Source organism: Pantoea sp. ACRSC (assembly GCF_022346785.1).
Classification (GTDB): domain Bacteria; phylum Pseudomonadota; class Gammaproteobacteria; order Enterobacterales; family Enterobacteriaceae; genus Pantoea; species Pantoea alvi.
In genome coordinates this window covers 1-25838 of record NZ_JAKRNN010000010.1, presented here as the reverse complement: position 1 = coordinate 25838, position 25838 = coordinate 1, and the positions used below count along the sequence as shown (strand labels likewise).

Annotated in this window: 29 protein-coding genes and 1 pseudogene; 27 read left to right on the top strand and 3 right to left on the bottom strand. The window is 60.1% G+C overall.

Annotation, left to right across the window (positions count from 1 at the left end; translation table 11 throughout):
• Window positions 1–71: 71 nt before the first annotated feature.
• On the bottom strand, window positions 72–1247 hold the full coding sequence (locus MHZ97_RS11510; protein ID WP_239314637.1) for a benzoate/H(+) symporter BenE family transporter: 1176 nt from the start codon (window positions 1245–1247) through the stop codon (window positions 72–74).
• A gap of 92 nt (window positions 1248–1339) precedes the next feature.
• Between MHZ97_RS11510 and MHZ97_RS11505 the strand changes: the two genes are divergently transcribed.
• The 4 genes from MHZ97_RS11505 to MHZ97_RS11490 all read left to right on the top strand — a co-directional run bounded on the left by MHZ97_RS11505 (window position 1340) and on the right by MHZ97_RS11490 (window position 4033).
• Entirely contained in the window at window positions 1340–1897 is a 558-nt protein-coding gene (locus tag MHZ97_RS11505; RefSeq protein WP_103795686.1) for a helix-turn-helix domain-containing protein, read from the top strand.
• Between the two features lie 66 nt (window positions 1898–1963).
• Window positions 1964–2395 carry a MarR family winged helix-turn-helix transcriptional regulator gene (locus MHZ97_RS11500; protein ID WP_103795687.1) on the top strand — a complete coding sequence of 144 codons (432 nt, stop codon included), beginning with the start codon at window positions 1964–1966 and terminating at the stop codon, window positions 2393–2395.
• 11 nt (window positions 2396–2406) lie between these two features.
• Window positions 2407–2964, top strand: a complete 558-nt coding sequence (locus MHZ97_RS11495; RefSeq protein WP_239314638.1) for an isochorismatase family protein — start codon at window positions 2407–2409, stop codon at window positions 2962–2964.
• 1 nt (window position 2965) lies between these two features.
• Window positions 2966–4033 (top strand): AbrB family transcriptional regulator, encoded by a 1068-nt coding sequence (locus MHZ97_RS11490; protein ID WP_239314639.1) that lies wholly within the window; start codon window positions 2966–2968, stop codon window positions 4031–4033.
• 33 nt (window positions 4034–4066) lie between these two features.
• On the opposite strand, the gene pqqU is transcribed toward MHZ97_RS11490, so the two are convergent.
• Window positions 4067–6178, bottom strand: coding sequence for a TonB-dependent receptor PqqU (pqqU, locus tag MHZ97_RS11485; protein WP_239314640.1), 2112 nt, complete (start codon window positions 6176–6178; stop codon window positions 4067–4069).
• 208 nt (window positions 6179–6386) lie between these two features.
• On the opposite strand from pqqU, the gene MHZ97_RS11480 reads away from it, so the two are divergent.
• From MHZ97_RS11480 to MHZ97_RS11385, 20 genes are all read left to right on the top strand, one after another.
• Window positions 6387–7250: an NAD(P)-dependent oxidoreductase gene (locus MHZ97_RS11480; protein ID WP_103795745.1), complete on the top strand. Its 864-nt coding sequence runs from the start codon at window positions 6387–6389 to the stop codon at window positions 7248–7250.
• Between the two features lie 374 nt (window positions 7251–7624).
• A complete protein-coding gene (locus tag MHZ97_RS11475) occupies window positions 7625–7969 on the top strand; it encodes a hypothetical protein (RefSeq protein ID WP_239314641.1) in 345 nt (114 codons plus the stop codon).
• Window positions 7970–8457: 488 nt separating this feature from the next.
• Window positions 8458–9390 (top strand): ABC transporter substrate-binding protein, encoded by a 933-nt coding sequence (locus tag MHZ97_RS11470; RefSeq protein WP_239314642.1) that lies wholly within the window; start codon window positions 8458–8460, stop codon window positions 9388–9390.
• A gap of 130 nt (window positions 9391–9520) precedes the next feature.
• On the top strand, window positions 9521–9715 hold the full coding sequence (locus MHZ97_RS11465) for a hypothetical protein (RefSeq protein WP_239314643.1): 195 nt from the start codon (window positions 9521–9523) through the stop codon (window positions 9713–9715).
• Between the two features lie 384 nt (window positions 9716–10099).
• A complete protein-coding gene (locus MHZ97_RS11460) occupies window positions 10100–11119 on the top strand; it encodes a dipeptidase (protein WP_239314644.1) in 1020 nt (339 codons plus the stop codon).
• Window positions 11120–11267: 148 nt separating this feature from the next.
• On the top strand, window positions 11268–11339 hold the full coding sequence (pqqA, locus tag MHZ97_RS11455) for a pyrroloquinoline quinone precursor peptide PqqA (RefSeq protein ID WP_010617686.1): 72 nt from the start codon (window positions 11268–11270) through the stop codon (window positions 11337–11339).
• 53 nt (window positions 11340–11392) lie between these two features.
• Window positions 11393–12310 carry a pyrroloquinoline quinone biosynthesis protein PqqB gene (gene pqqB, locus MHZ97_RS11450; protein ID WP_103795751.1) on the top strand — a complete coding sequence of 306 codons (918 nt, stop codon included), beginning with the start codon at window positions 11393–11395 and terminating at the stop codon, window positions 12308–12310.
• Between the two features lie 3 nt (window positions 12311–12313).
• Window positions 12314–13069, top strand: coding sequence for a pyrroloquinoline-quinone synthase PqqC (gene pqqC / locus MHZ97_RS11445; RefSeq protein ID WP_103795752.1), 756 nt, complete (start codon window positions 12314–12316; stop codon window positions 13067–13069).
• A 4-nt stretch (window positions 13070–13073) separates the two neighbouring features.
• The gene (pqqD, locus tag MHZ97_RS11440; protein WP_103795753.1) at window positions 13074–13352 is read left to right on the top strand and encodes a pyrroloquinoline quinone biosynthesis peptide chaperone PqqD; all 279 of its coding nucleotides are present in this window, start codon (window positions 13074–13076) and stop codon (window positions 13350–13352) included.
• Window positions 13339–14481 (top strand): pyrroloquinoline quinone biosynthesis protein PqqE, encoded by a 1143-nt coding sequence (gene pqqE / locus MHZ97_RS11435; RefSeq protein WP_239314645.1) that lies wholly within the window; start codon window positions 13339–13341, stop codon window positions 14479–14481. Before pqqD ends, pqqE begins: the two co-directional genes overlap by 14 nt.
• A 2-nt stretch (window positions 14482–14483) precedes the next feature.
• Complete coding sequence (pqqF, locus tag MHZ97_RS11430; RefSeq protein WP_239314646.1) at window positions 14484–16766, top strand: pyrroloquinoline quinone biosynthesis protein PqqF; 2283 nt, start codon at window positions 14484–14486, stop codon at window positions 16764–16766.
• 131 nt (window positions 16767–16897) lie between these two features.
• A complete protein-coding gene (locus MHZ97_RS11425; RefSeq protein ID WP_239314647.1) occupies window positions 16898–17482 on the top strand; it encodes a YceI family protein in 585 nt (194 codons plus the stop codon).
• A 474-nt stretch (window positions 17483–17956) separates the two neighbouring features.
• A complete protein-coding gene (locus MHZ97_RS11420) occupies window positions 17957–18937 on the top strand; it encodes a 6-phosphofructokinase (protein ID WP_103795757.1) in 981 nt (326 codons plus the stop codon).
• Window positions 18938–18947: 10 nt separating this feature from the next.
• A complete protein-coding gene (locus tag MHZ97_RS11415; RefSeq protein ID WP_103795758.1) occupies window positions 18948–19262 on the top strand; it encodes a PTS sugar transporter subunit IIB in 315 nt (104 codons plus the stop codon).
• The gene (locus MHZ97_RS11410; protein WP_239314648.1) at window positions 19255–20622 is read left to right on the top strand and encodes a PTS sugar transporter subunit IIC; all 1368 of its coding nucleotides are present in this window, start codon (window positions 19255–19257) and stop codon (window positions 20620–20622) included. The genes MHZ97_RS11415 and MHZ97_RS11410 overlap by 8 nt, the downstream gene beginning before the upstream one ends.
• Window positions 20609–21451: a class II fructose-bisphosphate aldolase gene (locus MHZ97_RS11405; protein WP_103795760.1), complete on the top strand. Its 843-nt coding sequence runs from the start codon at window positions 20609–20611 to the stop codon at window positions 21449–21451. Before MHZ97_RS11410 ends, MHZ97_RS11405 begins: the two co-directional genes overlap by 14 nt.
• Before the next feature lie 54 nt (window positions 21452–21505).
• Window positions 21506–21775 (top strand): hypothetical protein, encoded by a 270-nt coding sequence (locus MHZ97_RS11400; protein ID WP_103795761.1) that lies wholly within the window; start codon window positions 21506–21508, stop codon window positions 21773–21775.
• A 9-nt stretch (window positions 21776–21784) separates the two neighbouring features.
• Window positions 21785–22222 carry a PTS sugar transporter subunit IIA gene (locus MHZ97_RS11395; protein WP_103795762.1) on the top strand — a complete coding sequence of 146 codons (438 nt, stop codon included), beginning with the start codon at window positions 21785–21787 and terminating at the stop codon, window positions 22220–22222.
• Entirely contained in the window at window positions 22219–22815 is a 597-nt protein-coding gene (locus MHZ97_RS11390) for an ATP-binding protein (protein ID WP_239314649.1), read from the top strand. The genes MHZ97_RS11395 and MHZ97_RS11390 overlap by 4 nt, the downstream gene beginning before the upstream one ends.
• Before the next feature lie 107 nt (window positions 22816–22922).
• Window positions 22923–23351, top strand: coding sequence for a thiol-disulfide oxidoreductase DCC family protein (locus tag MHZ97_RS11385; RefSeq protein WP_103795764.1), 429 nt, complete (start codon window positions 22923–22925; stop codon window positions 23349–23351).
• A 2-nt stretch (window positions 23352–23353) separates the two neighbouring features.
• Here MHZ97_RS11385 and MHZ97_RS11380 read toward each other — a convergent pair whose 3' ends face one another.
• A complete protein-coding gene (locus MHZ97_RS11380) occupies window positions 23354–23683 on the bottom strand; it encodes a cupin domain-containing protein (RefSeq protein ID WP_239314650.1) in 330 nt (109 codons plus the stop codon).
• A gap of 147 nt (window positions 23684–23830) precedes the next feature.
• Between MHZ97_RS11380 and MHZ97_RS11375 the strand changes: the two genes are divergently transcribed.
• The 3 genes and pseudogenes from MHZ97_RS11375 to MHZ97_RS11365 all read left to right on the top strand — a co-directional run.
• Window positions 23831–24469, top strand: a complete 639-nt coding sequence (locus MHZ97_RS11375) for an RpiB/LacA/LacB family sugar-phosphate isomerase (protein ID WP_239314651.1) — start codon at window positions 23831–23833, stop codon at window positions 24467–24469.
• A 175-nt stretch (window positions 24470–24644) separates the two neighbouring features.
• On the top strand, window positions 24645–25472 hold the full coding sequence (locus tag MHZ97_RS11370; RefSeq protein WP_239314652.1) for an MBL fold metallo-hydrolase: 828 nt from the start codon (window positions 24645–24647) through the stop codon (window positions 25470–25472).
• A gap of 98 nt (window positions 25473–25570) precedes the next feature.
• Window positions 25571–25838: pseudogene (locus MHZ97_RS11365) on the top strand (ABC transporter substrate-binding protein); the annotation flags it as partial.

Here is a 25838-nt window from a genome sequence, read left to right as displayed (position 1 = left end):
CGGCGGAAAAAACGATAATTAAGGGCGTTTTTCGCGCGCTGCGATAAAAAATGCACAGCGCGCCCAGCCGGTTATGGTGCGCGGCGCGTCAGCACGGCGTGCGCCACAACGCCGCCGACCAGCCCCCAGAACGCCGCGCCAATGCCAGACAGCGAGAGGCCGGAGGCGGTGATCAGAAAGGTAATGGCGGCGGTGTCGCGGGTATCGGGCTGCGCCAGCGCGCGCGTCAGGCTGCCGCTAAAGGTCGACAGCAGCGCCAGCCCGGCAAGGGTGGCGATAAGCGGTGACGGCAGCGCCACAAACAGGGCGGCGATAAGCGCGCCCGAGAGCCCGGCCAGCAGATAAAACAGGCCGGCCAGCGCGGCGGCCATCCAGCAGCGGCGCGGGTCAGGGTCAACCTCATCGCCCATGCAGATAGCGGCGGTAATGGCGGCGATACAGACGGAAAACCCGCCGAACGGCGACAGCAGCAGGGCGACCAGCCCGGTCCAGCTCATCAGCGCCGAGACCGGTGGCTGATAGCCGTGCGCCTGCAGCGTGGCGATGCCCGGCGCGTTTTGCGACGCCATGGTAACGAGAAAAAAGGGCAGGCCGACGCCGAGCAGCGCGGTCAGGCTAAAATGCGGCACGATGCCCTGCGGCAGCGCGAAGCTCGCTATCTGCGCCGGAAAATGAATTTCGTGCCGGGCAAGCGCCACCGCGATGCCCACCGCCAGCGTCGCCAGAATGGCGTAGCGCGCCAGCCAGCGCCGCGCCAGCAGCCCGCTCAGCAGCATCGCGCCGCACAGCGCACTATCGTTCTGCAGGCCGGTAAAGGCTTCCAGCCCGAAGCGCAGCAGGATCCCGGCGAGCATGGCGGAGGCCAGCGCGGGCGGGATCACCTTCATCAGGCGCGCAAACAGGCCGGTCACGCCGCTCAGCACAATCAGCGCGTTGGCGAAGATAAACACGCCGACCGCCTCATTGATAGAAAGGCCCTGCAGGCTGGTCGCCAGCAGCGCCGCCCCGGGGGTGGACCAGGCGCAGAGGATCGGCATGCGCGTCCAGAGCGACAGCCCCAGCGAACAGAGGCCCATCGCGATGCCCAGCATCGACAGCCAGCCGCCGATCTGCGTCGGCGAAGCGCCGGCAGCCTGCGCGGCCTGAAAAATAATGGCCGCGGAGCTACTGTAGCCGACCAGCACGGCAACGAAACCCGACACCAGCATGGGAAAAGAAAAGGCGGATCGCGCCGTAATGCTCTGCATAAAACCTCCGCTGTGCGTTATAGCGCACATCGTAGCAGTGTGCGCTATAGCGCTCAAGTGTTACACTGCTGCCAGGATTTCAGGAGAAACTTATGGAAAATCTGCATCAGCATCTCAGCGGGGCGCTGAAACAGCTGCGCCAGGCGAACGGCTGGAGCCTGACGCTGGCCGCAGAGCGCACCGGCGTCAGCAAAGCGATGCTCGGCCAGATCGAGCGCGGTGAGTCCAGTCCGACGGTGGCGACGCTGTGGAAAATCGCTACCGGTTTCAACGTTCCATTCTCTTTTTTTATTCAGGGCAACGGGCTGCAGAGCGGCGACAGCGCGCGCTTTAGCCAGCCCAACGCGCAGATGACCGTGCGGCCGCTGCTGCCTTACGATGCGCAGCTGCGTTTCGACCTGCTGGCGGTCGAGCTGGCGGCGGGCGCGCAGAGCGACTCCTCGCCGCACGAGCAAGGCTGCGTCGAGCAGGTGGTGGTGATTGAGGGAGAGCTGCTGCTGGGGCTGCACGGCGTCTGGCGGCGTTTACAGGCGGGCGAGGCGCTGCAGTTCGCCGCCGATGTGGCCCACAGCTACCGCAATCCGCTTGCCGTGCCGCTGCGCTTTCACAGCCTGATCCACTATCTGCAGCGTCCCGACCTTACAAATTGATACGAAGGTAAACTACACAGTTTGCCTTCCTATATCTATACTTCAGGCAACGTAAGGAGAAGGGCGATGAGCGAACTGAACGAATCAGCCACCCTGCTGCGTATGCTGGTTGGTCGACTGGGTCGGCGGCTGCGCGAATCTGCGCCGCCCGGCGATCTCACCTGGTCGCAGGTTTCCGTGCTGGGTTATCTGGTGCGCGACGGGGCGATGACCGTGACCGAACTGGCGGCAGCAGAGGGCGTACGCACCCAGTCGATGGGTGCTACCGTTGCCAGCCTGCTGGCGGCGGAGATGGTGCAGGGAGAGGCCGATCCCCTCGACGGCCGTAAAACCCGCTATACCGCCACGCCTGCCGCCCGTGCGCTGCTTACCGCCAACCGGGCGATGCGCGACGACTGGCTGGTGCGCGCCATTGATACCGAGCTCAGCGCCGAGGAGCAGCAGCTTTTGCTGCGTGCCATCCCCTTACTGCAACGACTCGCCGACCACGCATCCTGAGAGGATTTTTTATGGCACTGACTACCCTTGATCACCAAACCGCTCTCATCATTATCGACCTGCAGCACGGCATTGTGCGCCTGCCGGTGGTGCATGAGCCGCAGCCGGTAATCGACCGCTGCGCGCAGCTCGCCGACGGCTTTCGCGCCCGCCAGCTGCCGGTGGTGCTGGTGAATGTGGCCGGCGGCGCGCCGGGCCGAAACGAGCAGGGCAGCCACAGCGGCGAGCTGCCGGCCGACTGGGCGACGCTGGTACCGGAAATGAAGCCGCAGCCGGGCGATATTACCGTGACCAAGAAGACCTGGGGCGCGTTTCACAATACGGCGCTGCACGAGGAGCTGCAAAAGCGCGGCGTCACCCAGGTGGTGGTGTGCGGCATCGCCACCAGCATCGGCGTCGAATCCACCGCGCGTCAGGCCTATGAGTTAGGTTACAACGTCACTTTAGCCACCGACGCCATGACCGATCTTAATCTCGACACCCACAACAACAGCGTTAAGCTGATCTTCCCGCGCCTCGGCGAAACCGGCTCGGCTGCTGAGGTGCTGGCGCTGGTCGACGCGCGCTGATATGACGATGGCGCAGGCGGGCCTGGGGCGCTGGGCCGGGCTGATCCTCAGCTCGGCGGCGCTGGTGGCGCTGCTGGAATGGCTGCATATTCCGGCCGCGCTGCTGCTTGGCCCGATGTTTGCGGGCATCGGCTTCGCCGCCTCCGGCCGCACGCTAAAAATCGCGCGGCCGCTGTTTAACGGCGCGCAGGCGACGGTGGGCGCCATGATCGCCGCAGCGATCCCCGCCACGATTTTTCATGAAATCGCCGACGACTGGCCGCTGTTTGTGCTCTGCGTCGGTTCGGTGATTATTGCCAGCCTGGCGCTGGGCGGCCTGCTGGCGCGCTTCCGCGTGCTGCCGGGATCGACCGCCATCTGGGGATCGTCGCCCGGTGCGGCGACGGCCATGACCTTGATGGCGGAGAGTTTCGGCGCCGACGTGCGCCTCGTCGCCTTTATGCAGTATCTGCGCGTGATGATGGTGGCGCTGGTCGCGACCCTGGTGACGCGGCTCTGGACCCACGAGGGTGGCGCGCCTGCCGCCTCGCCCGCGCTCCACCTCTTCGCACCTTTCGCGCTGACCGCCTTTCTGTTTACGCTGCTGACCATCGCCGCCGGGCTGCTGGCGGCGCGTCTGTTACGCATTCCCGCCGGCCCGATGCTGATGACGCTGATTGTTGCCTCGCTGCTCCAGGATTTTGGCGGCCTCGCGATCACCCTGCCTAAATGGCTGCTGGCGCTGGCCTACGCCTTTGTCGGCTGGGGCATCGGCCTGCGCTTCAGCGCCGATATTTTGCGCTATGCGGCGCACGCCTTTCCGCGCGTGCTGCTGTCGGTGCTGACGCTGATCGCTATCTGCGGCCTGTTCGCTTTTCTGCTGGTGGAGTTTGCCGGTATCGATCCGCTGACCGCCTATCTGGCGACCAGTCCGGGCGGGGCGGACTCGGTGGCAATTATCGCGGCGTCGAGCAACGTCGATATGCCGTTTGTGATGGCGATGCAGACCGGGCGCTTTATCGTGGTGATGTTCACCGGTCCGATTTTATCGCGCTGGATCGCCCGCTGGATGGCGCGGCGCGCGCCATAAGAAAGCCCCGGCGGCTGGCCGGGGCGAGAGGGCTTACTGGAAGGCGTAGCTCAGCGTCAGGCCGACGCTGTAGTTCCGTCCCGGTGCCGGTTCAAAGTAGCGTCCGTTGCCTTCATTGACTATGACCGAGCCGACGTAGCGGCGGTCGAAAAGGTTATCGACGCGGCCGAAAAGATCCAGCGTCCAGTTCTGCACCAGCCATTTGTAGCCGCTGTTGAGCGCCGCCACGGTATAGGCGGGCGCCTTGACGTCGTTCTCGTCGTCGGCGGCGATATCGCTCATATAGCGCATCTCCGCGCCCGCATAAAAGCCCTGTTCCGGCGCGTACGCCACGCTGGCGTAGAGCATATTACGCGCAATGCCGGGAATGCGGTTGCCGTCGCAGCTCGTATCGCCGCAGGCGTTGCTGCGATAGCGCGCGTCGAGCAGCGTCCAGGCTGCCTTCGCGCGCCAGTCGGCGGCGAACTGCTGATCCACTCCCAGCTCCAGGCCGCGACGACGGGTTTGCCCGGCGTTTTTGTAGGTGGTGCGGCCGCCGAGGCTGGTATCGGTGACGATCTCGTTTTGGGTGTCGGTCTGGAACAGCGCGGCGGTGATCAGGCCGTTGCCGATGCGTTTTTTGGTGCCCAGTTCGACCGTGTCGCTGGTCGCTGGCTTCAGCTGGGTATTCAGACCCGTCTCGCCGTCGGCGCGATAGGAGAGTTCGTTGATGGTCGGCGTTTCAAAGCCGCGCCCTGCAGAGAGATAGGCGTTCCAGCTGCTGTCGATAGCGTACTTCAGCGACGCGGCGGGCAGCCATTTGTGGTAGCGCGCGTCGCCGCTGTCGTCGCCGTTGCCGGCGGTAATATAGTGGTCGTTGGAGTCGAAGCTGACCGTGCTGTAGCGCAGCCCGGCGTCCAGCGACCATTTATCGGTCAGCTGCCAGGCGGTCTGCAGGTAGGGATCCAGGTTCCACATCAGGTTGCGTTCGTTGCGGCGGATATTACCTTTAACGCCCAGGTCGTTGCCGCTGAAGTTTTCGAAACCCTTGCGGCGCTCGGTCATGGTTTCATAGTCGAGCCCGCCGGTTAGCGTCACCGGCACGCTGAACAGGCTGTCGCGGTGGGTCCAGCGCGTGTCGATGCCCTGATAGTGGCGCGTCAGGTCGATCACGCCGCCGGGATGTTTCGCGCTGAGCTGGACGTTTTTCGGGATCGACTGATACTGGGTGGTTTCGCGCATCCCGGCGTACATCATCACGCTGAGATCGTCGTTTTCGCCCATCTGACGCTGATAGTGCAGGCCGCCCTGGGTCTGATCCACAGTTTTGCGCGTGTTGTAGAGAGTAACGTTGCTGACCACCTGGCGCGGGTTGGCGCGCCACTGATCCGGCGTCAGCCCGCCGGGATCCTGCGCGTCAATATGCACGCTGTTGAACAGCAGCGTCAGGGTGCTGACGTCGTCGATGCGCACCCCCAGCTTCGCGTTGCCGAGATTCTTCTGCGCCTCGCTGTGGTCGCGGTAGCCGTGAGTGGTGAAGCGCGAGGCGGAAACGGTGTAGTTGACGTCACCCGCCTGGCTGCCGTCGCCGGTCGCGCCGCTCGCCTTGACGCTGTTGCGCCAGCTGCCGTAGCTGCCGTACCAGCTGCCTGCTTCCAGCGTGGGCGGCTGCTGGCCCGTCTGGGTGTCGACGTTAATCACGCCGCCCGAGGCGTTGCCGTAGAGGGCGGAAAAGGGTCCGCGCAGCACCTCGATATGGTCGATCGAGCCGATATCGATATTGGAGGTTTGTCCCTGACCGTCGGGCATGGTGGCAGGAATGCCGTCGACGTACAGGCGCAGTCCGCGCACGCCGTAAGTGGAGCGCGAACCAAATCCGCGCACCGAGAGCTGCAGATCCTGGGCGTAATTCTGTCGGTTCTGAATCTGCAGGCCGGGCACGCTGCCGAGATTTTCCGACAGATTGACGCGCGGGGCCGCCTGACGCATATCCTCGCCGGTCACCACGCTGACCGCAGCGGGCGTATCGAGTTCAGAGAGGCCGGTTTGCGCCGGCGCGGCGCTGACGACCATGGTCGCGCTGCCCGTATCGTTCGCCGCCAGCAGCGGCAGCGGCAGCATGGCAGGCAGCAGCAGGCTGGCCTGACGCAGTGATGCAATTTTCATAAATGAAAGACCGTCATAAAGAGATGAAATGAACCAGATGGCACATTGTGCGCGTATGTTACGGGTTTTTACGATTATTTGAAAAGCGTAAATAATAAGGTCGATCTATGCGAAATTCAGCGTCGAAAAATGTTTTTCCCGGCTGGATTTTTAGTGACTTTCCCTTCAGTGTTAAATGCTTAGTTCACGGATAACCAGAGGAATGCGTATGAGTCAACAACCGGCCGTCGCCGTATTGGGTTTAGGTGCCATGGGGCACGCTTTTGCCGCCAACCTGCTGAAAAAGGGCTTCACCGTCTATGGCTGGAACCGCACGCGGGCGCGCGGCGAAGATCTGGTCGCCTCCGGCCTGACGCTGTGTGACAGCCCGGCAGAGGCGGTGCAGGCCGCTGACGTGGTCATCGCCATGCTCTCCGACGGCGACACCACGGAAAAGACGCTTCATCAGGTGAAAGAGGCGCTGAAGCAGGGCGCGACCCTGGCGCAGATGGGCACTATCGGCGTTGAGAAAACCGACGCCCTGATCGCCTGGTTTGCATCAGCGCGCCCGGACGTGCTGTTTATCGACGCGCCGGTTTCCGGCACCAAAGCGCCAGCGGAAAATGCGCAGATCCTGGTGATGGCCAGCGGCGACCAGACGCGCGCTCAGGCGGCGGAAAAGGTCTTCGCCGCGATTGGCAAAGGCACCCAGTGGCTGGGCGAGGCGGGCAAATCGTCGCGCATGAAGCTGGTCGTTAACAGCTGGCTGATCGGCCTGATGCAGAGCCTGGCGGAGAGCACGCGCCTGGCGGAGGAGTTTGGCTTTACCACCGACGATCTCTGGAAGGTGCTGGAGGGCGGTCCGCTGGCGGCGCCCTACGCCAAAGGGAAGCTCGCGATGATCGCCAGTGAAGATTTTACCCCGCAGATGAGCCTGGTATGGGCGCTGAAAGATGCGAAGCTGGCGTTAGAGGCGAAGGGCGATGCGAAGCTGCCCGCGCTGGAGCAGATCGCTGAACTCTGGCAGCAGGCGGTAGACGCCGGCTACGGCGAGAAAGATCTGGCGTCGATCCATCACTATCTGAAGGGGTAACCCTGCCAGCGCGGCTTGCCATCGCCCTGAACAGCTGGCGCAGGGCAAGTCGCTGCTGAGTATGGCGCGCGTTCGCGTCTAAAAAAACCTGAGCATCTTTAGCGAGTGCCAGGTTTCGTTGTCTGCCGGGCGTTACTTTATCAAATAAAACTAACAGGGTTTATACCTCATTAATTAGTCGTTTTTAATTTTTAATCTTTGGGATTGGATGTTAAATTCCTGATCGATTATTTTAGAAAAAGCCTTTGTATCAAAAAGATAACCTTATTTCACAGGCACCTGTGCTTTCTTTGACTATTGCATTTTATATTGATATAAAAAATAAGCAGCGCTGCTTACCTTTTTAGGACGAATAACTCTCAGGAGGTTCGAATATGGAAATTTTGAATAAAGCGCAGTTAGTAAAAGTTGCAGGCGCCAATGGAGGCGGTAACTATGAATCCTTTAATAACCCCAGTAATTATACTGGACATACTAGCTATGGAGGCCAGGGTGGCGGCTTTGCAGGAACCCATTCAGGCGGCTTAGATTTGGGTTCTGTTATTCGTGATAATCCCTGTGCAGTTGGAATTATTGGGGGCGCTCTTTCTGGTGCACCCTCAGTGCCCAATGCAATAAAAAATGGGCTAATAGGGGCCGTCACAGGTCAGTGCTTTTCGAATGGCAATGGCAACGGTGGCGGTTCGGGGCATGATTATGGCGCGCAATGCACGTGGTAAAGAAAAAAAAATTAAGTCTGCTTGCGCCCTCCCAGGGATTCTTACAGCAGGTGTGATCCTGACTTCAGTTGATATTTTTCCTTAAGAGGGATGGTTGGCATGGTTGCCGCCGGAAATAGCAAAATTCTTTGTGGTTTTGTATTGTTTCTACGGAGGAATATCAATTTTTAAGGATCTGACTCTTTATTTCATGAGTGGATCAAGTAAAGAGAAGTAATATCTATCTACAGGCTCGCTTCGGCGAGCCTTTTTTCTGTTCTTCAACGGGAAAAGCACGGTATTTCTCGGCGGGTTGCGTCAACATAAAGCCTCCTGATTAAGTCCGTTCAGTCTGCCGCGGCGCACGCGCTTGCGGCGCGTGCAAAAGTGACAACTGATGGCGCAAAGGCGACAGCGTTATGCGCCTCACGGCTATCCTCATGCGGAATCGGCATCGGCGTTTTTCAACGCCCGGTTTACTCTGAGTTTTTGCGCCAGGAGAAAACCCGATGAAATATCCCGCTTTTTATATTGTGCTTGCGCTGGTCAGCGCCCCCTCCGCGCAGGCCGTCACGCTGCGCATCGCCGATCAGAAAGGCAATATGCGCGCCGAGATGACGGCGGCGCATCAGCTCGACAATCTGAGCTACCGCATCGAGTGGGCGGAGTTTCCCGCCGCCGCGCCGCTGGCGGAGGCGCTCAATGCGGGCGCGGTGGATGCGGGCATTATCGGCGACGCACCGCTGCTCTTTTCGCTGGCCGCCGGTTCGCAGGTAAAAGCGGTGGCGGTCAGTAAATCGGTGCCCGCGGGACTGGCGGTGCTGGTGCGGCCCGATTCGCCCATCAAAACCGCCGCCGATTTGAAAGGTAAAAGCATCGCTACCGGACGCGGCTCAATCGGCCATTTTCAGGCGCTAAAAACCCTTGAGCAGGTGGGTCTGAGCGATAAAGATGTCAGCTGGCGCTTTTTACAGCCTGCAGATGCGCGTATTGCCCTCTCCAGCGGCGCGGTAGACGCCTGGGCGACCTGGGATCCCTATACCGCGCTAGCGGAAGTGACCCGGAGCGGCCGCGTGCTGGTCAACGGCGTCGGGCTCTCGACCGGCAACAGCTTTCTGGCCGCCACCGACGCCGCCATCAACGATCGCGAAAAACGCGCCGCGCTGCAGGATTACGTCAACCGGCTGGCGGCGGCGGATCGCTGGGCCAACAGTCACGTTGGCGACTACGCGCAGACGCTGGCGAAGATTATCGGTTTCCCGGCCGCCGCGGCAGAAAAGTCCTTTTCGCGCCGCCAGTCGCACTGGCAGAGTATCGACGACAATACGGTGCGTCAGCAGCAGGAGACCGCCGACTTTTATCAGAAATATGGCCTGATCCAGAAAACCCTGGATGTGCAGCCCACCTTTTATCGCGGACTAAAGGTGGCGCAGGGCAGTTAATGCCGCGTGCGGTTGCGCGCAAAAACAGAACGGCGCAGAAAACTGAACAAGGAATGTTCGCTGCGCCTGGCGTTTACTCACCTGAGCGCCCCATACACAGATGACCGCAGCGGAAAGGCTAGAAGCAGAGATGAACAGGCTGAAAACCCTGATGGGCAAATGGTTCGCCGAGCCGGATAAGTTTATGCGCGGCTTAACCAATGAAGATTTGCATTACACCAGTCAGGACAAGCTGATCCTCGACGTTAACGGCAACGCCCGGCTGAATATGGATAACCCGGAGGTAGGCAGAGCGATGCGCGCCCGTATGGAAGAGCTGGCGTAAAAAGGTTAAGGGGGCGCCATGGGGCCGCTGGTCATCATGGTTGTGCTATACGCAAACCCCGCATCTGGCGCTTATCCCCTATATCAGCGGCTACCGCGACAAAGAGACGCTGCGCTTCTGCGAGCAGCACCGCTACTATGAACTCTACCTTGTGCAGAACATCACCCCGATCCCGAACCGCTCAACCTGCAGCATTTTCGTCATCCGATCCCGATGGCGGAAGTCGAGGCAGTTTCGCTGTTTGACGTCGCCACCTATAAGATTTTTGACCCGTTCTTGGTTAAGCCGCAGTCAGAGTGACCATTCGTGCCCTCTGATTTGGCGTTTATCCCGCAGCCGCGTAACATAGCGCGATGTTGAGTTCTTTAAGCGCTTATTTCTCTGATGTTAACTTTTGATGGGCATAACGATCTGCTGCTCAGGCTGTGGCTGCACCACCGCGACGCGCCGGTCGACGCCTTCTTTAACGGCATTGAACACGGCCATCTCGATTTTCCGCGCATGCAGCAGGGCGGCCTTTTCGGCGGCCTGTTCGCTATCTTCGTACCGCCGCAGGCTTATATCGCCCAGACGGCGCCGCACCTGGCCGACGCGCCCTGGCAGCCGCTGGAGATTATGTGGCAGCAGCTGGCTATTCTTACGCAGATCGCTGAGCAGTCACAGGGCCGGGCGCGCCTGTGCCGCAGCGCCGCCGAGATAGCCCTCTGCCGTGACGCAGGCGTGCTGGCGCTGGTGGCCCATATCGAAGGCGCAGATGCGCTGGATGAAGAGGGCGAACAGCTGCAGGCGTTTTACGATGCGGGCGTGCGCAGCATCGGCCCGTTCTGGAACCTGCCTAACCGCTTCGGCGTCGGCGTGACCGGCGCCTTTCCCGGCTCGCCGGACAGCGGGCCGGGACTGACCGACGCTGGCAAAGCGCTGATCAAACAGGCCAACGCGCTTAATATGCTGATCGACGTATCGCATATGAACGAAAAAGCGTTCTGGGATACCGCCGCGCTCTCTCGCTCGCCGCTGGTGGCGACCCACTCTAATGCCCATGCGCTTTGCGCCCAGCCGCGCAACCTTACCGATGCGCAGCTCGCCGCCATACGCGACAGCGGCGGCATGGTCGGCATTAACTTTGGCAATGCGTTTCTGCGCGCCGACGGCAAGCGCGACAGCGACACCCCGCTAGGCGATATCGTCAGGCACTATGAAAGACTCGTAATGATCATGGGCAGCGATCGTGTGGGATTTGGCTCCGATTTTGACGGCATCTCCGTGCCAGAGGCGCTAAAAGATGTGGCGGGACTGCCGCGCCTGTTCGCGGCATTGCGCGATGCGGGCTATGATCAGGATCGGCTGGAGAAGCTCGCCTCGGATAACTGGCTGCGCGTGCTGGGGCAGATCTGGCAGGTCTGATTCATTTTCTTAACATTTGCCGGTTGATCTCGCTGCGCCGTTAGCGCACCATCAGCCGGCTCAAAATTGCGTGCATAATCACTGGATTGTTTACGTAATGATACCTGACAGGTATCGCTTTGTTCATTCACCTTAGAGGAAGACTATTATGTGGAAAAAACCTGAATTTGTTGATTTACGTCTCGGTCTGGAAGTCACGCTGTACATCTCCAACCGTTAATCTCCATGCCCGCCTGCTGTGCGGGCATTTTGTTTCAACGCCGGGTTTCTCCTATGTTCATCAAAGTCCTTGGATCCGCCGCTGGCGGCGGTTTTCCTCAGTGGAACTGCAACTGCGCCAACTGTCAGGGCGTGCGCGACGGTACAATTCAGGCCAGCGCGCGTACACAGTCCTCGATTATTCTCAGCGACGACGGCGAAAACTGGGTGTTATGCAACGCCTCGCCGGACATCAGCCAGCAGATCGCCCATACGCCAGAACTGATAAAAAAGGGCGTGCTGCGCGGCACCGCCATCGGCGCCATTATTCTTACCGACAGCCAGATCGATCACACCACCGGCCTGCTCAGCCTGCGCGAAGGCTGCCCGCATCAGGTGTGGTGCACACCGGAAGTGCACGCCGATCTTACCAGCGGCTTTCCCATTTTCACCATGCTGAAGCACTGGAACGGCGGGCTGCAGCATCGCCCCATTGCGCCGCTGGAGCCGTTCAGCGTCGACGTCTGCCCGAACCTGCGCTTTACCGCGATTCCGATCCTCAGCAACGCGCCGCCTTACTCGCCATACCGCGATCGTCCGCTGCCGGGACATAACGTGGCGCTGTTTATTGAAAACCTCGCCAGCAAACAGACGCTGCTCTATGCGCCGGGCCTCGGCGAGCCGGACGCGGTGATTATGCCCTGGCTGCAGAAGGCGGACTGCCTGCTGATTGACGGCACCGTCTGGAAAGATGACGAGCTGCAGGCCACCGGCGTCGGCACCAATACCGGCAAAGCGATGGGGCATCTGGCGCTCTCTGAAGAGCAGGGGCTGATGGCGCTGCTCGCCTCGCTGCCGGCAAAACGCAAGATTTTGATCCACATTAACAACACCAATCCGATCCTCAACGAGCAGTCGCCGCAGCGTCAGTTTCTGACGCAGCAGGGCATTGAAGTGAGCTGGGACGGCATGGCGATTCATCTCCAGGAGTGAGTGATGCAAATCACCGAGACGCTGACGCCGCAGGCGTTCGAACAGGCGTTGCGCGATAAGGGCGCCTATTACCATATTCATCATCCGTACCATATCGCGATGCATAACGGCAACGCGACGCGTGAGCAGATCCAGGGCTGGGTGGCGAACCGCTTCTACTACCAGACCAGCATCCCGCTGAAAGACGCGGCGATCATGGCGAACTGCCCGGATCCCGCTACGCGCCGCAAGTGGGTGCAGCGCATCCTCGACCATGACGGCAGCGACGGCCGCGACGGCGGCATCGAAGCCTGGCTTCAGCTCGGGGAAGCGGTGGGCCTGACGCGCGACGCGCTGCTGTCGGAGCAGCATGTGCTGCCGGGCGTGCGCTTCGCGGTTGACGCCTATGTTAACTTCGCGCGCCGCGCCAACTGGCAGGAAGCAGCCTGCAGCTCGCTGACGGAGCTGTTCGCGCCGCAGATCCACCAGTCGCGCCTCGACAGCTGGCCGCAGCACTATCCCTGGATCAAGGAAGAGGGCTACTTCTATTTCCGCAGCCGCCTGAGCCAGGCGAACCGCGACGTTGAGCACGGCCTGGCGCTGGCGCTAGAGTTTTGCGATACGGTTGAGAAGCAGAACCGGATGCTGGAGATCCTGCAGTTCAAGCTCGACATTCTCTGGACCATGCTGGACGCCATGACCATGGCCTATGAACTGAAGCGTCCGCCTTACCATACGGTCACCGACAAGGCGGCCTGGCACACGACGAGACTGGTATAACGCTATGAATGACAACTTAATTCCCGCGTTCCGCCGCGGCTATCGCATGCAGTGGGAAGCCGCGCAGGATAGTCACGTGGTGCTCTATCCAGAAGGCATGGCGAAGCTGAACGAAACCGCCGCCGCGATCCTTGAACAGGTGAACGGCAAAGAGAGCGTTAGCGCCATTATCGCCGCCCTCGACGCGCGCTTCCCGGAAGCGGGCGGCGTCGGCGAAGACGTTAAAGAGTTTCTGCGCGCGGCCTGTGAACAAAAGTGGATAATGTTTCGTGACCCAGAATAAACCCGCCGTCAATCCGCCGCTCTGGCTGCTGGCGGAGCTGACCTATCGCTGCCCGCTGCAGTGTCCTTACTGCTCCAACCCGCTCGATTTTGCGCAGCAGGAGAAAGAGCTGACCACCGAGCAGTGGATTGAGGTGTTTCGCCAGGCGCGCGCCATGGGCAGCGTGCAGCTCGGTTTTTCCGGCGGCGAGCCCCTGACGCGTAAAGATCTGCCGGAGCTTATCCGCGCCGCGCGCGATCTTGGCTTCTACACCAACCTGATCACCTCGGGTATCGGCCTGACCGAGAAAAAGCTCGACGCCTTCGCCGAGGCGGGCCTGGATCATATCCAGATCAGCTTCCAGGCGAGTGACGAAACGCTGAACGCCGCGCTGGCGGGCTCGAAAAAAGCCTTTCAGCAGAAGCTGGAGATGGCGCGCGCGGTGAAGAAGCACGGCTATCCGATGGTGCTCAACTTTGTGTTACACCGTCACAATATCGATCAGATCGACAAGATTATCGACCTCTGCATCGAGCTGGAAGCGGACGACGTCGAGCTGGCCACCTGCCAGTTCTACGGCTGGGCGCAGCTTAACCGGCAGGGGCTGCTGCCGACGCGCGAGCAGATCGCGCAGGCGGAAGCGGTTGTCAGCCGCTATCGCGAAAAAATGGGCGCCAGCGGTAATCTCACCAACCTGCTGTTTGTGACGCCGGATTACTATGAAGAGCGCCCCAAACCCTGTATGGGCGGCTGGGGATCGATTTTCCTCAGCGTTACGCCGGAAGGCACCGCGCTGCCGTGCCACAGCGCGCGTCAGCTGCCGGTGCAGTTCCCGTCGGTGCTGGAGCAGTCGCTGGAAGATATCTGGTATCACTCTTTCGGCTTTAACCGCTATCGCGGCTTCGACTGGATGCCGGAACCCTGCCGCTCGTGCGATGAGAAAGAGAAGGACTTCGGCGGCTGCCGCTGCCAGGCCTTTATGCTGACCGGTAACGCAGACAATACGGATCCGGTGTGCAGCAAGTCGCCGCACCACGATGTGATCCTCGAGGCGCGACGCGAAGCGGCCTGCAGCGACGTGAAAATCGGCCAGCTGCAGTTCCGCAACCGCACTAATTCGCAGCTTATCTACAAAACCCGGACCTTTTAATCATGGTGGAGACGCGTCAGCTGCGGCTGCAGAACGGCCTGCACGTCACGCTGATCCATCAGCCGGACGCGCAGCAGGCCGCCGCGCTGGCGCAGGTGGCGGCGGGCAGCCATGACGAACCTGACGCCTGGCCGGGGCTGGCGCATCTGCTGGAGCACCTGCTGTTCAGCGACAGCGCCAGCTATCAGGGCAGCAGCAGGCTGATGCCCTGGGTGCAGGCAGCAGGCGGGCGGCTGAACGCCACCACGCTGCCGCGCAGCAGCGCCTGGTTTTTTGAGGTCGACGCCGGACTGCTGGCCGAGGGCGTGGCGCGCCTGGCGGATATGCTGGCCGCGCCGCAGTTTACGCCCGAGGCGATCGGGCAGGAAGCGGCGGTAATTGACGCCGAATACCGGCTTATCCAGCAGCATACGCCCTCGCGCCGCGAGGCGGCGCTCTTTACCCGCGTCGTCGCGCCCGCCACGTTTCAGCGTTTTCATATCGGCAGTCAGCAGGCGTTTGCGGATAGCGGGGCGCTGAAACAGGCGCTGCATCAGTTCCACCAGCGTTTCTTTCACCCCGGCCAGATGCAGCTGTGGCTGCAAGGGCCGCAGTCGCTGGAGGCGCTGCATCAGCTGGCGCTGCGTTTCGCCGCGCGGTTGCCCCAGGCGGGGGAGCTGAGCGGGCCAGCTGACGCGCTGCGTTTCGGCGCCGATGGGGATATCGCCCTGCAGACGCCAGGGCCGGGCCAGCTCTGGATCACCACCATTCTGCGCGGCGAGCCCGATCGCATTCGTGACAACGTCACTTTATTACGGGAGTTTTTGCAGGATGAGGCGCCGGGCGGTGCGATGGCGGGCCTGCGCAAGCGGGGCTGGGCAGAGCAGCTTGAGGCCCGATGGCTCAGTCTGGACAAGCAGCAGGGCTGGCTGGCGCTGCAGATTGACACCGCGCAGCCCGATGCGGTGTGCGCCTGGTACGATCATGCACTGCAGGCACTGGCAGACACCTCATCCCGGCAGCAGCGCCACTATCTTCGCCTGGCGCAGCAGCGGTTCGCGGCGCTGACGCCGCTCGATCAGCTGCGCGAACGGGCGTTTGGTTTTTCTCCTCCTGCGCACGCGGAAGGTTTTCCGGCGCTGCTGCAGCTGCTGCGCGCCGCGCCGCGGGCGCGGCTGTGGAGTGATGCAGGGGTGCAGGGAGAGCTGACAGAGAGCCAGGGCTTCCGGCTTCATCTGCAGCCCTGGCGTGCGATGGCCTGTTACGAGGCGCAGCCCGTTATCCGGTTCCATCCGCAAAGCGCGCACGCCGCCGCACTGACGCCGCCTGCCGGGCGTGCGCCGCTGCTGCATCTTGCCGCTGGCGATGCGCCCGCCACCTTGCTACTGCGCCCTGATTTTTTTACGTCGCTTCGCCCGGCAACCGCTACCGCGCTGGATCGCCGTCTGCGCCCGCTTTTTGCGCTGCTGCGCCACCAGGGCGGCGTGGCCAGCTGGCGGGAAAGTCAGGGCAGCTGGCAGCTGGAGCTACAGATCCCTCGCGGCGGGGAAAGCTGGCTGGCGTCGCTGCCCGATGCCTTACGCCTGGAGAGGAGCGGTGACGCCGCCGATCCGGCTGACGACGTGGCGATCCGCGAGCTGTTGCGCCAGCTGCCGCAGGCCGTCAGCGCGGCAGTGGAGACCGGCAGCTGGCGCGCCGCGCTCTATGGCGGGTCAGCAGAGCAGTATGACGCAATAGCGCGGTGGCTGGCGCCGGTGGTGACCGCGAGCGGCAAGGCGAATGCGCCAGACGCGCAGGGTAAACGGCTGATCGTCGATCATCCCGGCCACGACAGCGCGCTGCTGCTGTTTCTGCCCTGTCCATCCGGGGTCTCGCTGGCAGCGCTGCGCGCCCTGGCGCTGATAATGGAGCCGCGCTTTTTCCAGCGCATGCGCGTCGAGCAGCAGATCGGCTATGTCGTCAGCTGCCGCTATCATCGCTGCGTCGATCGCGACGGCATTCTGTTTGCGCTTCAGTCGCCGGATATCGCGCCTGACGCGCTGCTGGCGCAGTGCCACCATTTCCTGCAGCAGCTTCAGACCGCGCAGGCGGGTGAAGAGCTGGAGAGATGCCGGGCGCGCCTGACCGCGCAGCTGGCACCGCCGCAGTCGGCGGCGCTGGCCTTGCAGCAGGCGCTGCGCAGCGCCTGCCTGTCAGACGATCTCAGCGAGGCGGCGGTGGCCGCGCTGACGCCAGCCGCGCTGCAACAGGCGCAGGCGGCGCTGCTGGACGCCTGGCCGCGCGCCGTCATACTGCAAACCCGTTAACTGCCATTGCAATAGTCACACGAGGATATTGCTGAATTTATTTGAAAATTAAGGCCAAAACTCTTCACTATAATTGCAGGGAAGTTTCGGCGACACTCATCTGGATTCAGTTGGATTAAAAGGAACCTAACGTGAAAAATATCAAACGTCTTGCACTGCCGCTGCTGGCTGCCACCGCTCTCTATGTCCCGTTCTCTCAGGCGGCTGCTCAGCAGTACGAGCTTGATCCGGCTCATACCTCCGTGACCGTGACCTGGACCCATTTCGGCTTCTCCCATCCGACCGCGGATATTCCGGACACTAAAGGGACGCTGGTGTTTGACAGCGAAAATCCTGCTGCGTCGCGCGTTAACGTTACGCTGCCTGTCAGCCAGATCGACAGCCACGTTCCGGCGCTGACCAAAGAGTTTAAAGGCGCAGAGTACTTCGACACCGCCAAATACCCGAACGCAACTTTCCACAGCACCAAAGTGGTAGCGAAGGGCGACAACAAGTTTGATGTTGAAGGTAACCTGACGCTGAAAGGCATCACTAAGCCTGTCACGCTGCACGCCACGCTGAACAAGCAGGGTGAACACCCGATGGTGAAGAAGCAGGCGATCGGCTTTGATGCCATCGGTACTATTAAGCGCTCTGACTTCAAACTGGATAAATATGTTCCAGCCGTTGGCGACGACGTGACGCTGACTATTTCTACCGAAGCCTACGCGAAATAATGCCCAGACTCTCTCCCGCCTGCGGGAGAGAGTTTTGTCTTATCCCTAAATCCTGCTTATCAATTCCTCTCTGTTTTTTTCTTCCGCCGACCTGAATTGCAGTTAAATTCGGCCGGACTGGTGCCTGCCAGACCATCGCCGGAAAATTAATCTTTGTCCTGAATCAGGTTATTAACCGATAAAAATGAGGCGAAAATCACAATTCCGCACTGTGACCACCTATGTTTCCGTCGGCAAAAATCACCCGCTAAATCTCCCCGTTTATTTTTCTTCAAGCAGATGAAATTACAAAGAAAAGCGCGCCACAGATGGTTTTCTTTACTGTGATGAGCGTCGCAAAAACCCCGCTTTAAATTGCTGTGTCAATCCTGTCCTCGCTGTTATCTCTGCGCATTCTGTGATGTCCGTTGCAAATTATCCACCTTTCTCCCGGAACAATGAGCCTCAGGCTGATGAAGCGGCGAGAGGTTTATTATGCGGATCGGAATGGTGATCAGCGGCGGTGACGTCGCGGGAATAAATAACTTTATCTTTCAGGTGGCGCGGCTGGCGCAGGCAGAGATGGTGTTATTTAACGGCGGCATCCCTGGCCTGCTTGAAAATCGCCATCAGGAGATAAGCTGGCGCGACCTAATTGACTATTCCGTGGCATCCATTCCGCTGATGCAGTCGGGCCGCACCGAAAAGAGATTAATTCGCAGCGAATATGAGCGTATTGCGCGTCAGCTAAAAAGCCTGCGGGTAGAGATATTAATTATGGCGGGTGGCGACGGCTCGCTGCAATTTCTCCATACCCTGAGCGAATTTGGCGTGAACTGTTTTGGCGTCGGCATGACCATCGATAACGACGTGTTCGGCAGCGATTACACCATCGGTTTCTCCACCGCCTGCGAGCAGGTGCTGAAAGAGGTGGCAAAGCTGCGCAATACCGGCCGCGCGCTCACCGGACGCGTGTTTATGGCAGAGCTGCTGGGCGGCTTTTGCGGCGAACTGACGTTACAGTCGGCGATCAAAAGCAACGCGGATTTTGCGCTGATCCCGGAGTGTCAGATCCCCGTCACGCTGCTGGCGGCGCGGATCCGCGCGCGGCTGGAGGTGCAGAACAGCGTGGTGATCCTCTGCTCAGAAGGCTACACGCGCGAATATTCACCCGGCTTCCAGGGGGCCATCGACACCCTGATCAAACAGCTGGAGCCCCTGATCGGCGTACGCGTTCGCAAAACCATTATTGGTTATGGCCTGCGCAACGGCGATCCCACCTGCGAAGAGATCTATCAGGGGGCTATCATCGCGACCGAAGTGGTGCGTTGTATTCAGTCGGGAATGCGAAATAAAGCGGTCATTATCAACGGCAGCAATAAACCTATTCCGATTGATTTAATTAGCATGAAAAAACGTCTTGTCGATACCGAAGGACATTATTACAAACTCGCTAAACAACTCAATATAATCTGAGGAGATTGCCATGCTTAAAATTTTATGTGTCTGCGGCTGCGGGCTGGGCTCCAGCTTTGCCATCGAGATGAGCGCAAAAGCCGTATTAAAGAAGCTGGAAATTGACGCTGATATCGATCACACCACCATATCAGAAGCCAGCGCCTTTAAGTCCGATATTATTTTAACGCAGAAAGCCTTTGCTGATGTATTAAACGCCGACGCCAGCCCGGAAGAGATGAAGCGCGTTATTGTGCTGAACAGGCTGACCGATAAAGGCGAAATCGAAGAGAAAATAGTCGCCTTCCTCAAAGAGCGCAATCTGAAGGTCGCCAGTCATGAATAGCGTAATCAGTTTCCTGGTCAAAGATCTGCTAGGGCAGGCGTCAATATTGATCGCCTTTATTGCCCTGACTGGTCTGCTGCTGCAACGTAAATCCGCCGGTAAAGTTATTGAAGGCACGTTTAAAACCCTGCTCGGCTTTTTAATCATGATGGCCGGCATCAATATTATTGTCGGCACCTTAACCTTTCTGAATACCATATTTACCCACGGCTTTGGTATGCAGGGCTATATTACCGACGTGGCGGCCATTGCCGGACTGGCCAGTCGCGAGCTGGGATCGGAGGTGGCATTAACGCTGCTGGCGATCTTTATCGTCAATATTATTATTGCCCGCCTTACACCGTTTAAATATATCTTCCTCACCGGGCAGGCGCTGCTGTGGATGGCCACCATCGGGGCCGTTATCGGCTACAAGGCGGGGCTGACCGGTCTGCCGCTGATCCTGACCGGCGGCATCTTTGGCGGGATTATGGCGGTGGTGATGCCGGCGCTGGCGCAGCCGGTGGTGCGCCGCATTACCGACTCCGACGATATTGCGCTGGGTCACTTCTGCACCATCGGCTATCTGGTGCAGGCGGCGGTGGCGAAGGTGGTCGGTAAAGGCTCACGCTCAACGGAAGATCTCAAGCTGCCGGATAACTTTAAATTCCTCCAGGACACCTATCTGGCGATGGGCATTGTGATGGTGCCGATGTACCTCATCCCGGCGCTGGCGGCAGGGCCCGCCTTTATCGCCCAGTACAGCAACGGCATGAACTACCTGATGTACGCCTTTATGCAGGCGATGCAGTTTGTGGCCGGGGTGTTTGTGCTTTACAGCGGCGTGCGGCTGCTGCTCAACGAGCTGGTACCGGCATTTCGCGGTATAGCGATGCGCATCGTGCCCGACGCCCGGCCCGCGCTCGATTGCCCGGTTCTGTTTCCCTATGCCCCCAACGCCGTTATCGTCGGCTTCCTCGCCACCACCCTCGGCTCGGTGATTGGCATGATCGTCTTTCCGATGTTTGGCCTGGCGATGATCCTGCCGGGCCTGCTCACTAACTTCTTTGCCGGCGGCGCGGCAGGGGTGTTTGGCAATGCCCTGGGCGGCCGTCGCGGCGCGATGATTGGCGGCGTGGTACACGGCCTGTTTATCACCTTTTTACCCGCCATTCTGGTGCCGATGCTGGAAAGCTACGGCTTCACCGGTGTGACCTTCAGCGACGCTGACGTTATCAGCACCGGCCTGGTGTTAGGCCACGCCTTCCAGGGCAACTGGCTGTTTGTCGCGCTGTTTGTGCTCTTTATTACCCTGATCGCCTGGTTTGTTAACGGAAAATCCACTAAGCCCCGTGAGGAAAAAATCCATGAATCTGTATAACTTTACCGATCTGCTACAGGTGGCAAAACAGCGTGATTTTAAAGCGCTCGGCTCGTTTAACCTGCACTGTCTGGAGATGCTGCCCGCCTTTTTTAAGGCCGCAGAGCAAACCAACAGCCCGTTAATGATCCAGATCTCAACCGGCACCGCAAAATATTTAGGCCACCGGCTGCTGGTTGACGCCATTTGTTCGCTCTCCGCCAGTAAAAACGTGCCGACCTGCCTGCACCTCGATCACTGCTCCGACCTGGCGGCGATTCAGACCGCCATTGATGCCGGATTCAGCTCGGTGATGTATGACGGGTCGCACCTGCCGATTGAGGAGAACATCGCCAACACGCGCCGCGTTATCGATATGGCGCGCCCGCATAAGGTGTCGGTAGAGGCGGAGCTGGGGGCGATAGGCGGCTCGGAGGATGGCAAGGAGGTGGCAATGGAGGAGACGGCGTTTACCACCGTAGAGGATGCGCAGCGCTTTGTGCATGAGACCGGCGTCGACATGCTGGCGATCTCCATTGGCACCGTGCACGGCCTCTATACCGGCAAAGCGCATATTCAGCATCAGCGGCTGGCGGAGATTACCCGGGCGACCGGTACGCCGCTGGTGTTGCACGGCGGCACCGGCGTCAGCGATGAGGATATGCGGCTGGCGGTGCGTAGCGGCATCGAAAAGGTCAACGTCGGCACCGAGATGAACGTGCAGTGGGTCGCGCGCTGCAAGCAGACCTTTGAAAAAGGCAGGGTCAACGACAGCGTTCGCAATTTCCTTGTGCCGGCAAATGACGCCGTGACCGATGTGCTGGTCGAAAAAATTCAGCTGTTCCGTTAATTCCTTTTCCACTCACGACGTTATTGCCCGGCGCGACAGGGGGCAGGAGAGGCTATGTTTGGATTTATGAAGAAGGCGACGCCAGATAACAGGCTGGATGAGGCAGAAAGCGAGCGTCTGGCGGCCAGCCTCAGCGCGGAAATCGCGGCGCTGGAGCAGCGGCTGGCGAGTAATGAGCGCGACGGCGAGGCGCAAAAACAGCTCATGGTGGCCTATAACCGGGCGCTGAGCTTGTTTGCCAGAAGCCGCCTTCACCGGGATGAAATGGATGCGCTGTTCGTCAAAATGGATGCGCTGCGCAATATTATGCGCAAGTCGATCTGAGGAGACCTGATGAGTATTAAACAGGTATTACAGGAGGCTAACGCCATTCAGATTGGCGTCAGGGTCAGCGACTGGCGGCAGGCGATTGCGCTGGCGGCGCAGCCGCTGGTGCGCGGCGGCTATATCGACGCCTCTTATCCCGAGGCGGTGATCGCCAATACTCTGACGCACGGTGCCTATTATGTCTTTGAGGAGGGGATCGCCATTCCCCATGCGCGGCCAGAGAGTGGCGTGGTCAAAGACTGCTTTAGTTTGCTGCTGCTGGAGGAGCCCGTCTCCTTCGAGGGCAGCGATAAAGCGGACATTGTGATTATGTTCGGCGCACGCGACAGCAACGCCCATATTGAAGAGGGCATTCGCGCCATCGTGGCGCTGCTGGACAATGACGAAACGCTGGCGCGTCTGCGCCGGGCCAACAGCGTGGCGGAGGTCATCGATATCCTATGACGCTGACAACGCAACACAGGCAGGTGGTGCTGATCAACGGCATTCCCGCCTCTGGCAAAAGCACGCTGACTCAGGCGCTCGCGGCGCGGCTCGCACTGCCGGTGCTGACGCTCGACAGCCTGAAAGAGCCCTTTATGGCGAGCTTCGCGCCGGTGGATCGGCAGCGCAACCGGCAGCTGGGCTGTGCGGCCTATCAGGCGATCTGGAACATCGTCGGCCAGGCGCCGGCAGGCTGCGTCTACCTGATTGACGCCTGGTTTGGCTTTCAGCCGAAGGCGGTGCTGGAGCAGGGGCTGGCGGCGGCGGGGGTGACCCGGGTGCTGGAGCTGTGGATGACGATCTCACCTGACGAGGCGGTGGCACGCTATCAGGCGCGACTCGCCCGGCGGATGCCGGGGCACCCCGGCGCGGAGTATCTGCCGGAGCTGCGACGGCTGGCGGAGCAGGCGGAACCCATGGGGGTTGGCCCGGTGCTGCGTATCGACGGCAGCGATAGCAGTATCAACGCCGCCGAACGCTGGCTCAGCGCGCAATTATTGCCGCCGCGCCTGCGTCCGTTGGAGGCGGATAAGCCGCTGTATCAGCAGCGTTAATCTTATACCGGCCGCAGGGCCGGTCTTTTTATCTCCGCCAGCCGCTTGACGTATGAGCAATTAATGACCGTACTTAATTATTCATACCGTCATTAAAGGAGTCTACTATGTCACAGCCACCCTTTCTGAATCCCGGCGAAAAGGTCGTGCTCTATGACGGCGTCTGCAAAATTTGTAATAGCTGGGTCAATCTCCTGCTGCGCCTGAAACTTCCTCAACGCATCCGCTTTGCGGCCGTTCAGAGCGAAGAGGGTAAGGCGCTGCTGCGCTTTGCCGGCCTGCCGGATGAAAATATTCGTACCATTGTGCTGATTGACGGTAACCGTCACTGGATCCGCGCCCAGGCGATTTTGCGCGTAATGCGGCTGCTCCCTTTTCCATGGGGATGGCTGTCGCTGCCGGCCTTGCTGATCCCCCCTTTTATTAGCGACTTTTTCTATAACCGCATCGCGTTAAATCGCTACCGGCTGTTTGGCCGCTACGAGGAGCAGCATCCGGTCACGCCCGATTTTCCGGGACGGTTTTTACATGCCTGAGTTCAGGCTGGCGACAGAAAGTCTTCACGCTGCGGGGTAAAGATATCCAGCAGCGTGCCCGCCTCAAGGCAGAGGCAGCCGTGCACCACGTTGGGCGCCTTATAGAGTGTATCCCCCGCGGCTACCTCCTGGGTGACGCCGTCAATAGTAAAGGCGAAACGTCCGCTGAGCACGCAGGTCAGCTGCTCGTGAGGATGATGATGCAGCGGGCCGACCGCGCCCTGTTCAAAGGTCACTTCTACCGCCATCATGGTGCCGCCGTGCGCCAGTATGCGTCGCGTCACCCCATTGCCTGCCTCTTCCTGCTGCGTCTGCGATCGATATATAAACACAAGACCTCCTCGCTTATAGCCGTTATGGCACGCCATCGGCTGCCGTTTTTGTGACTCGCCTCACGCCGTGGCGCGTGATTACCTCATGCACTTTAGCCGCTTTTGATTAAAATGAAACGGTGTTTCATAAATATTTAAGGGCAGATCATGAAAATTGCATTAATGATGGAAAACAGCCAGGCCGCCAAAAACGCTATTGTGCGCAAGGAGCTGGAAGAGGTGGCGCAGCTGACTGGCCATCAGGTGTTTAACGTTGGCATGAGCGACGAACAGGATCACCATCTGACCTATATTCACCTGGGGATCATGGCCAGCGTGCTGCTGAACAGCAAAGCGGTGGATTTTGTCGTGGCCGGCTGCGGCACCGGCCAGGGGGCACTGATCTCGCTTAACCTGCATCCGGGAGTGGTCTGCGGCTACTGCATCGATCCGGCGGATGCCTACCTGTTTGCGCAGATCAACAACGGTAATGCGCTGTCGCTGCCGTTTGCCAAAGGCTTCGGCTGGGGCGCAGAGCTGAACCTGCGCTTTATCTTTGAAAAAGCCTTTAGCGGCGAGCGAGGCATGGGCTACCCGCCAGAGCGTAAAGAGCCACAGGTACGCAACGCCGGTATCCTTAACCAGGTGAAATCCGCCATGCTGAAAGAGAGCTATCTCGATACGCTGCGCGCGCTCGATCCTGAGCTGGTGCGCACCGCCCTCAGCGGGCCGCGTCTGCAGCACTGCCTGTTTGAGCAGGGGCAGGTACCGGAAATCGCCGAGTTTGTTCGTCAGATCACGCAGTAACCTGCATCCCGCGCGCGGCGATCGCCGCGCCTTTGTTTCTCTCTCGCCCGCACCGCTTTCTTCGATTGTGCCGCTCACGCTTGCAGATGCGGCAGGGCTGACCATTATTGTTTCATTAACCCGTTCATCATTAACCGGCTTTTTGGCCGCTATGGCGAAAGGCAAGGAGGAAACAATGCGCGTTCATCATCTCAACTGCGGCTGTATGTGTCCCTTCGGCGGCGCGCTCTATGACGGATTCAGCCGCTCGCCGCTGGCGCACCTCAGCTGCCACTGCCTGCTGCTGGAAACGGACGCCCACGGCCTGGTGCTGGTGGATACCGGCATCGGCCTGCAGGATATGGCGCATCCCGGCCACCGCCTGTCTGGCTTCTTCCGGCTGTTCAACAATATTCAGTTCGACCGCAGGCTGAGCGCCTGGCAGCAGATTGTCGATCTCGGCTTTAAGCCGGAAGATGTGCGTCATATTATCCTGACGCACCTCGACTTTGACCACGCGGGTGGCATCAGCGACTTTCCGCAGGCGCGGGTGCATCTGCTGCAGCGGGAGCTGGATACCGCGCCGCAGCGCCAGAGCTGGCTGCAGCGGCAGCGTTTCCGTCCCCAGCAGTGGGGCAACCAGAGCGGCTGGCGCGGCTACGCCGCCGGCGGCGAACGCTGGTTCGGCTTCGATGCGGTAAGGGCGCTTGACGATCTCAACGACGAGGTGCTGCTGGTGCCGCTGCCGGGCCACACGCTCGGCCATGCGGGGGTCGCGGTGCGGCAGGGCGACGGCTGGCTGCTGCACGGCGGCGACGCCTGGTTTTACCGCGAGGAGATGCGGCAGGCGGAGCGGCACTGCACGCCGGGCCTGCGCTTCTATCAGTGGATGATGTGCAGCGATCGCGACGCCTGGCGCACCAACCAGCAGCGGCTGCGCGCGCTCTCTCTGCAAACTGACGCCCGGGTGATGCTGTTTTGCAGCCATGACCGGCGCGAGCTGGGCCTGCTCGACAGCCAGTAAAAGATTTTTCTCCGCCTCTTTTCCTTTAACGCATTTTGCGTGATAGTAACGGCGCTTTACATAAATAATTATCATTATCATCTGTATGGGTTAATTCAATGAAAAGATGGATGTTAGCGCTGGGGTTGTTCTGCATAGCGGGGACGGCTGCGGCCAAAACCATTACCGACGTGGCGGGCCGTCAGGTTGAGGTCGCCACCGAGTCGAAACGTATTATCCTGGGCGAGGGGCGGCAGATCTATCTGCTGGCGGCGTTCGACACCGACGCGCCCTTTCAGCGCGTGGTGGGGTGGCGTGACGACTTTCACAAAGCTGACTGGGACGGCTATCAGGCATATGAAAAGCGCTATCCGCAAATCAAGACGC